This is a genomic window from Shewanella sp. 10B (assembly GCF_023475885.1).
Classification (GTDB): domain Bacteria; phylum Pseudomonadota; class Gammaproteobacteria; order Enterobacterales; family Shewanellaceae; genus Shewanella; species Shewanella mangrovisoli.
This window is the reverse complement of sequence record NZ_JAMDJO010000007.1, coordinates 137,607-150,326: the sequence shown is the minus strand read 5'-3', so window position 1 is coordinate 150,326 and position 12,720 is coordinate 137,607. Positions and strand designations below refer to the sequence as shown.

Below are 12,720 nucleotides of genomic sequence, written 5' to 3'. Positions count from 1 at the left end.
GAGTGTGGACTTAACCGGTACCGTGCTGCCTGACGGCACCTACCCTGTGGTCGCCACCGTCACCGACGTGGCTGGCAACAGCAAAACCGTCACCCAAGATGTGGTGATTGAAACTGCCGCACCAAATGCACCGACCGTATTAATTGTCGATGACGGTAACCCTGGTGATGGTCTGTTAACCGCCGCAGAAATGGGCAACGATGGAGTGCAGCTTACAGTGTCAATCAACGGCACTGATTTTGAAGCGGGTGGCTATGTCACACTCACCATCAACGGTGGCACAGCGATTGAACTGAGCTTTGCCGACTTCACCGATAATGGCAGTGGTACCCTGACCTTTGGTAACTATACCTATGCTAACGGCGTCATCAGCTGGAGTGAAACAGCACCTGCCGCAGGCCAAAGCATCACAGTTACTGCGACTCAAACTGATCCTGTTGGTAATTTATCAGCTTCAGGTTCAGACACTGCAACCGTATATCAACCTAACTCTTGCAGTGTGACGGTTAATGAAAGCAGTCTACGCGATAATATTCCTGATACTTTCTCCAATACTATTAACTTTACCGCGGGTAATCAGAACATTACACAATTCCGTTTTAATGCTTCTTCTATCACTGCGGCAACTAACCTTGCTGTAGGTGTCAGTATTGTTTGGGCAATAGCGAATGGTGCGCTGATCGGTACTGTCGGTGGTGTTGAGGTAATTAAAGTCACCCTTAGTGGAACTCCTGTGACATCAGGACTTGCTGCAGGCACTACGGGTACTGTTACCGTTAATGTTGAGCTATTAGACAACATCAAGCAGGTTAATGGATTAAGTGGCGAGAATCTCAGTTCACTGATCAATGGAATCGTCATTGAAGCTGTAGGTGCCGATAATAGCGTATTGACCGGTAATGTAAGTATTACCATCAATGATGACGTGGTCGCTATTGCTCCAAGTACTGGTTCAGGCGTCAATAGCACTACTGCCGCAGATATTGTTGGCGCCCTCAATATCCTAGGTGCTGATGGTAATGAGCACACAGCGACGGATAACTACAGTGTAAGCCTGAGTGCTAACGTGACTGGTTGGAACGGCACAACAACAACCTTCGCCGACTCAGGTATTACTGCGGGCGGACTCAAGGTTTACTACTATGTCGATCCTTATCATCCAAATATCCTGATCGCCTATACCGATACCAACGGCACAACTTCTGCTTATACAGGCGCAGAAAATCAGACGTTGATCTTCACCTTAACAACCGACCCAACAACTGATCAATACACTCTCGATATGAATCAGGGTATTGATAAGCTTTCAACAATCCAAATTGCTGGACTCGTTGGAGGACAAGGCGGTATTGGTGAAGCGGTATATGTCACTTATGATCCGGTCACTCATGGTTATGGTGTTTACAACGACATCACTAAGGTTCCCTCAGGCGCAAATATTGCCTTTACACTTACTGCGCGTGATGAAGATGGTAACGTTGGTCGCGTGAATGGTACTAACAATGGATTCGGTGTTGATAACCCAAGTGTTAGTGGCCATGAAGTATTAATTGTGGACTACTCTGAAAATGCAGCTAGTGCTAGCTTCAACTTTACTGGAGCTTCACAAATCCACTTTAAAGCGTTTGATGAACAAGGCCACCTATTAGGCGAAGGCAATATATCTAGCGGTCAATTGATCCAAAACTTAGGTTCAATTGCATACTTTGAACTATCTGCCTTAGCTGGCACCAACTTCCAGTTTACTGGCACCACTGCACAAACCATTGTCAGTTCAAGCCAAAGCATCGATTTGAGTTTTGTTGTGACAGCTACTGACAGTGATGGGGATAAATCATCAGGTAATCTGAATGTACATTTAGATCCACCAAGTACAACACCGTTGGCACCAGTAGCACTGACGCCGAATACTTTTGCAACCTTGAATGAAGCTGATCTACAGGCGGGTGCACCTGATTCAAGTGTTCAAACCCTGAGCTTTAAGTCTGGTAGCAACTCGATTGGCAGCTTCCAGTTTGGTGATATTAGTAATATTTCTGTGGTGGGCATCAACGCTCAAATTCATTGGGCTCTCAATGATCAAGGCCAATTGATCGGCACTGTATACGGGCGTGAAGCGATCCGCTTAACCCTAGATTGGGACCGTATTAATGCGGGTGAGCAAGGTGATGTTACTGTTACAGCGGAGTTGCTCACCAATCTGCCACACAGCGTGAATACCAACAGCCTCACTGTAAATGGTATTCAGGTTATTGCCGTCGATGGCGTCGGCAATACCGCACATTCCAACGTGACAGTGACTGTCGCAGACGATGTAAATTTGGCCCAAAACGACACGGCTCAGCTTGACGTGGTGGTTGATTCCTTCAACTTCTCAGGCATTGTTGCAAACTGGACTGGTGCTACTGGCGGAACCTACGTCAACAAATATGATGGTCCTGACAACGATAGCGGTTACGACCAACTCCGCTGGGGCACAACCAATGGTAGTCAGTCTGGCTATGGCTTTGCCGATAATGATGCCGCGCTAAATGGCTCACTATCCTTAAACCAAGACATAGTGCTCGGCACATTTACGCACTATAACTATTCAATTAGTTCAGGCACTTCTATCACTGCAGCCACAATGAACGTGACTTTTAACGTGACAGATGCCTATGGCGTAGTAACGCCAGTCACATTAACACTTAACTTTAGCCATAATGAGACTCCAAATAGCAATGACCCTATGGCATCTCGCGATATCGTTACTGTCGGCCAAACCAGTGTGACCTTCAACTACGAAGGTCAAATGTACACAATGCAAGTGATTGGTTTCAAAGATAGCAATGGCAATATTGTTACCTCCATCTACACCAATGAGAATGCTTCAACAAGCTATGAGTTAGTTGTACGCATGGTAGCGGGCACAGGCTACACCCTGCCGCACACAGATGGCAATGTGCTCACTAATGATGTGGCTGGTGCCGATGGTGCGCTAACCGTAATTGGGGTCGCCACGGGAGATCACACTGATACTGGTGTTTCAGGTCAAGTTGGCACAACGATAGCAGGAACCTACGGTAATCTTATCCTTAATGCTGATGGTACTTACCACTATCAGTTAACGGCGAGTGCGAACACCATTCCAGCAGCAGGTGCAATCGAAACCTTCACCTACACCACCCAAGATGGCGACGGTGATAAAGCAAGCGCCACCTTGAAGATTGATGTCAATCCGATTAATGCCGATGGTATTAATATTGCTGATGCTAATGCTATCTCAACTCAAGGCTCTAGTTTAAATGACACCATCCTTGTCGTTGACGGTGAAAGCGCATCTAATCGAAATCAAAAAATATTAAATGTCACACTCGGAGGATCGCATGGTGGCTTTATCACTAATAGCTCTGGTGATGAAGTAGCTGCGACTTATGGCATCCACAAGAGTTATACCAATAGCAGCGCTCAAGTGGTAAGTGGTGGTGACGGCAATGATCATATTGAAACTGGTAAAGGTGACGATGTTATCTATGCAGGTAAGACTGGTACTGCCAACTATGGCTCAGATGATGACTTAGAATTGTCAGTCAATGACTTACTGACTCACCATATTATGACCGGTACTTTAAGTGGCTCCAATAGCATAGTTGATGGTGATGGTCTGCTATTAGCCAATGACGTTGCCTCTCAAAGAGCAGATGTGGTCAATGGTGGTAGTGGCAACGATCGAATTTATGGTCAGTCTGGCTCAGACATCCTCTACGGACACACTGGGGACGATTACATTGATGGTGGTAGCCACAACGATGCTCTTCGTGGTGGTGCTGGTAACGATACCTTGATTGGTGGCCTAGGTGATGACGTACTGCGTGGTGATAGCGGTAATGACACCTTCCTGTGGCGCTATGCAGATGCCGACCAAGGTACAGACCACATCATGGACTTTAATGTGAGAGAAGATAAGCTGGATCTTAGCGACCTACTCCAAGGAGAAACCGCTAATACTCTAGAAAGCTATCTGAACTTTAGCTTAGATAACAATGGTTCAACCGTCATTGATATCGATGCAAACAAGGATGGCGTATTCGATCAACATATCGTACTGGATGGGGTTAATCTGTTTAGCCAATATAGTGCAACCGACAATGCAGGAGTCATCAATGGGCTACTGGGCACTAATGGTAACGGCCCTCTGATCATCGATGCAGCCCCTGTCACACCTGATGCACCACAGGGCGTAACACCATTGACCGATCCACATAACAATAATGGCACTATAATTCCTTAGAAGATCTGTTCATATGGCCTATAGAAATATAGGCCATCATGACCCATACTTCTGATAATCAAATAAAAATCAAAGGATAGATAAGTAGGTGCCTGTTACAGCCTCAGAAAAAGTTGAGCAGTGGACTATTTCCGCTTCACAGCGGGTAATAGTCGACCCTCTACTTGATTGTTTAGTGTTGCTCACTGAACATTTTGGAAATCCATGCTCAAGTGATTCACTTGCGGCAGGCCTGCCCTTGTCTGGAGCAGCATTAACGCCAGATTTAGTCCCTCAAGCAGCCTCACGGGCAGGATTAGCAGCAAAATTATCGCGCAAAGGGTTAAATGAAATATCCCCGATATTGCTGCCATGTATTCTGTTATTGAAAGACAAAAAAGCCTGCATCCTGCGCGAACTCAACCTCGAGTCCGATAGAGCAGTGATTCAACTGCCTGAAACTGGCGGTGAAGAAGTACTCACAATAGAGTCGCTCGAAACTTTATATGTCGGCTATTTATTCCTCGTGAAGCAGGAATACCGTGGCGACATGGGGTTCGATGTTTACTTGCATGACAATAAGACCCATTGGCTCGTACAGACCTTAAAAGACTCTGCGCCAATTTACCGAGATGCGTTAATCGCCTCGGTACTGGTCAACATCTTTGCGCTCGTCTCCCCTCTGTTCATCATGAACGTGTATGACAAGGTTGTGCCTAACTTAGCCTTCGAGTCGCTTTGGGTATTAGCTATAGGTGCATCCATCGCCTATCTATTTGACTTAGTCATGCGACAACTACGCAGCTACTTAATTGATGTTGCAGGTAAAAAAGTCGATATTATTGTGTCGTCTCAGTTGTTTGCTAAAGCGATTGGTATCCCTTTAGAAAGGCGATCTCCCAGTATCGGCGGCATGGCGAAACAGCTCGGAGAGTTCGACAATATTCGTGAGATTTTAACGTCAGCAACTATCACCACGCTGGTCGACTTACCGTTTGCGCTATTTTTCCTCATCATTATTTATATTGTTGCTGGTGATTTAGCGGTTATTCCCGTGGTCGGCGGCTTAATCATTATCGGTTTTACCCTTTATACCCAACCCAAGTTAAAGGCGGCGATTGAGGAAGGAAATAAGTTTTCCAGCTTAAAGCACGGTCATCTGATCGAAAGCCTCTCGGCACTGGAATCAATTAAAGCCAACGGCGCCGAAGGGATTGTGCAGCGAAGCTGGCAGCAGATGATAGGCCATAGCGCAAACTGGCAACTGAGATCGAAAAAGCTCTCCAACTCAGTCTCCAATATGGCTAACTTCATCGTGCAATTTACGGTTGTATGCGTAGTCATTTTAGGGGTCTACCGGGTTGCCGATAACGCCATTTCCATGGGCGGGATTATTGCGGCAGTGATGTTATCAAGCCGAGCCATAGCACCAATGGCGCAGCTAGCAGGTTTGATGACCCGCGCCAACCATACAGCCAGCGCATTGCGCCAGCTCAATGAGCTGATGGTGCAAGAAGACGAGTTTGAGAACAAAGGTCACTTGGTTAGTAAGCAGCGCTTGATGGGTAAAATCAACGCCGATCACGTAGGCTTTAGCTACCCAGGTTCTGAAAAGCCCGTACTCTACCCTATAACGCTCACCATTAATCCGGGTGAGCGCATTGCCATCATTGGCCGTAATGGTTCAGGTAAGAGTACGCTCGCCAAGCTGTTAGTTGGCCTATTCCAACCCACCACCGGAAGTCTGCGTTACGATGGCGTCGACTCGGCACAAATTCATCCTAGCGATCTGCGCCGTAACTTTGGCTATTTGCCACAGGACGTCACCCTGTTCCATGGCACCATCAGAGATAACATTCTGTTTGGAACCCGCCAAGTAACCGAGCATCAACTGATCCGTGCGGTGCAACTTTCTGGCGTCAGTCAGTTCACCCACTTGGAAGCAGAGGGGCTGGATCAGCAAGTTGGTGAAGGCGGTATGTCATTGAGCCGCGGCCAACGACAAACCGTTGCGCTTGCCCGTGCGACACTTAACGACCCGCCAGTGCTGTTAATGGATGAACCTACAGCCAGTTTGGATGCCCGAGCAGAGCAGCAATTTATTCGCTCCATGCAAAATGTCAGTAAGGATAGAACCTTACTGCTGATCACTCACAAAATGCATTTATTACAATTGGTTGACCGCATAATCGTATTGGAACGTGGCCATGTGGTAGCCGACGGTCCCAAAGCCGAAGTGTTAGAAAAACTCAATTTTGGCCTAGTGACTGGAGGCCCTAAAAAATGAGTAAAAATCTAACCGCAAACGACTTGGACATGGTGGATGATGTTTATGGCGCCATGATGACCGATGCCCCCAGTGGGCATAGGCTCATTATTTGGGCCTTAGCGGCAATGGTGGCCTGCTTCCTGCTATGGGCCGGCTTTGCTCAATTAGACAAGGTCACCACAGGTTCAGGTAAAGTGATCCCCTCATCGCAAGTGCAGGTCATCCAAAGCCTCGATGGCGGTATCATGCAGGAGCTCTATGTGCGAGAAGGCGATCTCGTCACTAAAGGCCAACCTTTGGTTCGCATCGATGACACGCGTTTTCGCTCCGACTTCGCTCAGCAGGAACAGGAAGTCTTTGGCTTAAAAACCAATGCGATCCGTATGCGGGCCGAGCTAGATAGCATATTGATTTCGGACATGACATCCGACTGGCGTGAGCAAGTAAAAATCACTAAAAAGGCGTTAGTCTTCCCAGAGAATCTGACAGAGGCTGAACCAGCCTTAGTGAAAAGGCAGCAAGAGGAATACAACGGCCGTTTAGATAACTTGAGCAATCAGCTGGAAATTTTGGTGCGTCAGATCCAACAAAGACAGCAAGAAATTGACGATCTCGCCTCAAAAACCACGACCTTGACCACCAGTATGCAGCTGATTTCTCGTGAGTTAGAGCTCACTCGGCCACTGGCGAAAAAAGGCATTGTGCCTGAGGTGGAATTACTGAAGCTTGAGCGCGCCGTAAACGACGCCCAGGGTGAGCTAAATTCCTTACGATTACTAAGACCTAAGCTGAAGGCCGCTCTGGATGAAGCCATCTTAAAACGCCGTGAAGCCGTATTCGTTTACGCTGCCGATCTTCGTGCGCAGCTGAACGAAACTCAGACTCGTTTATCACGCATGAACGAGGCTCAAGTCGGCGCGCAGGATAAAGTCAGTAAAGCGATTATCACCTCACCGGTGAACGGCACTATCAAATCTGTGCATATCAACACTCTGGGTGGTGTTGTTCAGCCTGGTGTCGATATCGTTGAAATCGTGCCCTCCGAGGACCAACTGCTGATCGAAACCAAGATCCTGCCTAAGGATATCGCGTTTCTTCACACCGGATTACCCGCAGTGGTTAAGGTCACTGCCTACGATTTTACCCGTTACGGCGGCCTAAAAGGTACAGTCGAGCATATTAGTGCCGATACATCACAGGACGACGAAGGAAATAGCTTCTACCTTATAAAGGTGAGAACCGAAGAATCCAGTTTAATAAAAGACGATGGCACAGAGATGCCAATTATCCCGGGGATGTTAACAACTGTTGACGTTATCACCGGACAAAGATCCATTCTTGAGTACATTTTAAATCCAATTTTAAGGGCTAAGGATACTGCGCTCAGAGAGCGTTAAGCCTGTTATAAACCGGGAGGTTTGCAATGAAGACTTCAGTAAGACGACAATTTCAATGTTCAAAACTAGCTGTTGTATTGTCAGTGATACTGTTACCACTTTCGGCTCAAAGCCAAACACTAGAGCAAGCGGTAGCATATACACTCGATACCAATCCAGACTTGCGCGTTGCCTTTAACCGCTTCAAAGCCAGAGAAGAGCAAGTAAACCAAGCCATTGCTGGCTACATGCCAACCATTGATGTGACTGGCGGCTATGGTTATGAGCAGACCGATAGTGTATCGACTCGCCGACGTCCTAATGTAGGTGATGTTGATAGCAGTGGTGTTGCAGAGCTGAACCGTGGTGAATTTGGTGTTAGCTTAAAGCAAATGCTATTCGATGGTTTTTATACCAGCAGTGAAGTTGATCGTTATAGCTTTGAAGCCAGTGCAGACCAATGGGCTCTGCTAGCAGCAGCAGAGGATATGGCGCTGGATGTCAGTAAAGTCTACTTAAACTATCTGCGTACCGATGAAGTGCTCAAGCTGGCAGAGAAAAATCTCAACAGCCATAAAGAGATTTACGAGCAAATCAAACAACGTACCGACTCAGGTTTAGGTTCAACGGCGGATCTCTCGCAAATCACCGGTCGTCTAGCACGTGCCAATGCTAACGTGATTTCGGCGCGTAATAATTTGCTTGATGCTAAAGCACAGTTTATCCGTGTTGTTGCAGCCGATCCTGTTGATTTAATTCAACCAGTACCGGATGCAGATCTACTGCCAAAAGATCTCAACTCAGGTCTTACCGATGCGCAGGAAAACCATCCCATTCTCAAATCTGCGGCCAATGATATTCGTGCTGCCGAAAATGAGCGTTCTTCAGTACAAGCCAGTTACTACCCTCAGGTTTCGTTAGAACTGAATGGTAACTGGAACAACGATGTGGGCGGCGAAGACGGCGTTAGCGCATTAGCCAGCCAAAACGTCGGTGGCTACAACAATGATCTGGTGGCTATGGTGAGAGTAAGATACAACCTGTTCGCAGGTGGTAAAGATCTCGCCCGCGAAAAAGAAACCGCTTACAAATTAGGTGAAGCCAAAGAAATCCGTCAACGCGCACAACGCGAAGTGGTTGAAGGCGTGAACTTGGCTTGGAACGCCTATGAAATGTTAGCGCCGCAAAAGCAATATATCCGCGACCATGTGATGGCGGCAAAAGACACTCAATCAGCCTACGCCCAACAATTTAACTTGGGCCAACGCAGCTTACTCGACTTACTCGATACCGAAAACGAACTGTTTGAGGCGCGTAAGGATTACTTACAGGCCGAGTACGATGAAATCACCGCCAAATATCGTGTACTCAACTCAACTGGACGTTTACTCGACTCCTTAAAAGTGACTCGTCCAGAAGCATGGCGTGGTGAACGCAACTACGAGGGAGGAGCCAACCAATGAAAACCGCAATCCTATTTATGAGCGTGGCACTTTTAGCTGGTTGTTCCATGCGTGATACAGTTAATATTGAAGAAATGACAACGACTCAAGCCTATGATCTGTCGGATAAAGATGGTGATGGTGTGATTGAAGCCCGTGAACGCTGTAACGACACAGCCAAAGGTGCTGGCATTGATAATTACGGCTGTGGTCAAATAAAAGCAATCAATGAGCGTAAGGATATCAATATCTTATTTCCAAACGACTCAGCTTATATCGCACCGGAGTATTATCCACAGATTGAAGAAATTGCGATGTTTCTCCGTCAATACCCAACGACCAAAGTGACCATCGAAGGCCACACGAGTCGAACAGGTACTGATGAACGAAACGCCGTGCTGTCGCAGGAGCGTGCCGATGCCGTGACTGCGGTGCTCGCCGACCGCTTCAGTATCGATAGAGCAAGACTGACCGCCATTGGCTACGGCTCCAGCCGTCCACTGGTGTTAGAACGCACGCCGGATGCTGAAACACGTAACCGTCGAGTGGTCGCAGAAGTCACCGGTGATGATACGACGGCAGATATGAAATGGACCATTTACTCTGTCGATGAACCCACTAAATAAAGGCTAACAGAATAGGCTATGAACGGCAGGCTAAGGGATTACAATTCGTTTTTGCGGGCCTGTCGCTTAAGCCTAATCGCGTCTGCGCTTGCGGTCGGCTGTTTGTATGCCAGTCCGACTCAAAAGCTAGATGAAGCCAAGATTATCTCAACGCTGGAGAAGCGTTACGGTGAGCGCGCGGGTATGCGTGCAAGAGCTTGGTTTAAAGTGGTGGCAGAGGCCAGCACACTCGATGAAAAAGAAAAACTATTGAAAGTGAACAACTTCTTTAACTTATTCCGTTTCGTCGATGACATAAAATTATGGGGAGAATCAAACTATTGGGCCACTCCGATGGAGTTTATTGGCGTGAATGGTGGTGACTGTGAAGACTTTTCCATTGCCAAATATTTCACGCTACTCCAATTAGGCGTGCCCGAAGATAAGATGCGGATCACTATGGTTAAAGCCACTAGCGTGAATCAGTATCATATGGTGTTGGCTTACTATGACACCCCTTCGTCAGTCCCTTTAGTTCTCGATAACCTCGACCATGTCATTAAACCTGCCACCCAGCGTAGAGATCTCGTTCCTGTTTACAGCTTCAACGGTAAACAGTTATGGCTGAATAAAGAACAGGGACGAGGCGTTTTAGCAGGCTCGTCGACACGACTCGAAAAATGGAATGACCTTAACCATAGGTTAGGGGTTGACCGACTCAGGCAGCCCAAATTAAAACTGGAGTAGCACCAAAGATGACACTGTTTAGACAGATATATTCGCTGCTTTTTAGCCTGTTCTTGCTGGTTGTTGCAAGCCTTGGCTATGTGCAATTTACTGAGACACAAAGCTTTTTGACCAAGCAAATGGAATCGGATCTAAACAATACCAGTACCTCGCTTGGACTCATGCTTACTCCTGCACTGCAAGCTGGCGATACCGCCGCAGCCGAAACCTTAGTCAATGTGATTTTTGAGGGCGGCTATTACAAGAACATTAAGCTGACCTGGATGGTTGATGGCAAACAGCAAGAATGGAACAATCCACTCAAAATTGAAGACGTCCCTCAGTGGTTCATCAATTTAAAGCTATTTAAGACCATCAAAAAAGAAAGCACTATCACTTCTGGATGGTTACAACTCGCTCAACTAGAAATCACCGCTCATCCTGGCTTTGGTTACCATGAGCTATGGCGAATTATGTCTAATACTATTATCGCCTTCTCACTCCTCTTTTTAGTCGCTATTTTTACCGCAAGATTAGGCTTAACTTGGATCTTAAAGCCACTGCATGCCTTATCTGATCATGCCAAAAAGATCGCCGCACGCCAGTTTGGCCCCGACATGCCATTACCTAAGACCACAGAACTCAAAGACTTGGTTACCGCATTCAACAGCATGTCGGCCCAGCTTAAACAATTATTCCAATCCCTCGATGAAGAAGTCGGCTCTTTACGCAAAAAGAACCTCACCGATCCTGCTTCAGGGTTACCTAATCGCCAATACGTGGTCAGTCGCCTCAATGGCTGGTTGAGCGAACCGAGCAGCGGCGCCCTATTCTTAGCTAAACTCGACTGGCTCGAAGAGGTTCACAGCAAATACGGCTATCAGGTTCGCGATGAAACCATTCGTCTCTTAGCCGAAAAACTGGTTCAGCAGTTAAATGAAATCACCCCATCGGTTATTGCGCGTATTGCCGCGTTTGAATTTGCCTTCCTCGTTACCGATGTCGAGCACGATCAAATCAGTAAATACCTGCAAACCCTGATCCGTACAATCAACCAAGAAATCTCTAAAGCAGGCTGTAAGCCCAATGAGAATTTTGCCATCGGTGTTGCTGAACGCATCGGTCAAATGAAGGTGTCCGATATTCTGGCGCAGGCGGATAACGCGCTGCAAAAAGCCCTGAAGGAACATAAGTCCTTCCATTGGTTCGAAACCACAGAGCAGCAATTGTTCACCCGTGAGCAATGGCGCGACAATTTGAGCCATGCTATCAGCAATAAGAAATTTAAATTCCGCTGGCAGCCTATTCAGTTTTGTAATGGCGATGGTATCGCCCAGCGAGAACTCTATTGCCAACTCGAACTCGGCGATAAGGTGGCCCATGCAGGCCAGTTTATGCCCTATATCGAACTGCTCTCACTCGGCTCTCTACTCGATAAGTGCCTGATTGAGACTGTGTATGAGCAAAAACTACTTGAGCGTAACTATGAGCCGCTGGCAATCAACCTGACGCATCAGAGTATTAGTGATACCCAGTTCCACGACTGGCTCAATCACTTCCTGCGCAGTACGCCACAGGTTGAACGCATCTGCTTTGAAATCCCCGAAGCCGGCGTCTACAGCGATTTAGAATCCTGTGTGCTGTTATGCAATATTATTCGTGATAATGGTGCTAAGTTTGGTATCGACCACTTTGGCCGTCAATTTGGCTCAATGTCGTACCTTCAAGAGCTAAGACCAAGTTACGTTAAGCTCGACCAATCCTTCTCCTACTACGACGAAGCCTCACATAATAGCGAGCTCTGCCGCGCTATTATCAATGTCGCTAAGGGATTAGATATTCAGGTGATAGTGACAGGTATCCAAGAGAAAGCACAGCTAGAGCGCTTTAACGAGCTTAAAACTGATGCCTATCAAGGCTTTATCGCCCCACCAGAGAATATTGACTAAGTCGGATCTCGTTACATTAAGGCTCCTGCGGGAGCCTTAATTATTTGAAGGGGTAGATTGAATAAAGTATCGCAACACCTCATTGCGCAATCACGACGAGACAA

Annotated in this window: 7 protein-coding genes; all 7 read left to right on the top strand. The window is 47.1% G+C overall.

What is annotated here, in order from left to right; translation table 11 throughout:
• Positions 1–4,270, top strand: a 4,270-nt coding sequence (locus M0415_RS18475; RefSeq protein ID WP_249560509.1) for a choice-of-anchor K domain-containing protein, incomplete at its 5' end; no start/stop codon positions are given.
• 88 nt (positions 4,271–4,358) lie between these two features.
• Positions 4,359–6,536: a type I secretion system permease/ATPase gene (locus M0415_RS18470; protein WP_249553295.1), complete on the top strand. Its 2,178-nt coding sequence runs from the start codon at positions 4,359–4,361 to the stop codon at positions 6,534–6,536.
• The gene (locus tag M0415_RS18465) at positions 6,533–7,915 is read left to right on the top strand and encodes an HlyD family type I secretion periplasmic adaptor subunit (protein WP_220057119.1); all 1,383 of its coding nucleotides are present in this window, start codon (positions 6,533–6,535) and stop codon (positions 7,913–7,915) included. The genes M0415_RS18470 and M0415_RS18465 overlap by 4 nt, the downstream gene beginning before the upstream one ends.
• 26 nt (positions 7,916–7,941) lie before the next feature.
• The gene (locus M0415_RS18460) at positions 7,942–9,357 is read left to right on the top strand and encodes a TolC family outer membrane protein (RefSeq protein WP_088212629.1); all 1,416 of its coding nucleotides are present in this window, start codon (positions 7,942–7,944) and stop codon (positions 9,355–9,357) included.
• Positions 9,354–9,962 (top strand): OmpA family protein, encoded by a 609-nt coding sequence (locus M0415_RS18455; protein WP_249553290.1) that lies wholly within the window; start codon positions 9,354–9,356, stop codon positions 9,960–9,962. The genes M0415_RS18460 and M0415_RS18455 overlap by 4 nt, the downstream gene beginning before the upstream one ends.
• Positions 9,963–9,980: 18 nt before the next feature.
• Positions 9,981–10,688 carry a transglutaminase-like cysteine peptidase gene (locus tag M0415_RS18450; RefSeq protein ID WP_249553288.1) on the top strand — a complete coding sequence of 236 codons (708 nt, stop codon included), beginning with the start codon at positions 9,981–9,983 and terminating at the stop codon, positions 10,686–10,688.
• An 8-nt stretch (positions 10,689–10,696) separates the two neighbouring features.
• Positions 10,697–12,616 (top strand): bifunctional diguanylate cyclase/phosphodiesterase, encoded by a 1,920-nt coding sequence (locus M0415_RS18445; RefSeq protein WP_088212626.1) that lies wholly within the window; start codon positions 10,697–10,699, stop codon positions 12,614–12,616.
• Positions 12,617–12,720 lie beyond the last annotated feature (104 nt).

Coding starts and splice junctions, on each gene's coding strand:
- M0415_RS18445 (WP_088212626.1), top strand. CDS start 10,697: ATGACACTGTTTAGACAGATATATTCGCTGCTTTTTAGCCTGTTCTTG.
- M0415_RS18450 (WP_249553288.1), top strand. CDS start 9,981: ATGAACGGCAGGCTAAGGGATTACAATTCGTTTTTGCGGGCCTGTCGC.
- M0415_RS18455 (WP_249553290.1), top strand. CDS start 9,354: ATGAAAACCGCAATCCTATTTATGAGCGTGGCACTTTTAGCTGGTTGT.
- M0415_RS18460 (WP_088212629.1), top strand. CDS start 7,942: ATGAAGACTTCAGTAAGACGACAATTTCAATGTTCAAAACTAGCTGTT.
- M0415_RS18465 (WP_220057119.1), top strand. CDS start 6,533: ATGAGTAAAAATCTAACCGCAAACGACTTGGACATGGTGGATGATGTT.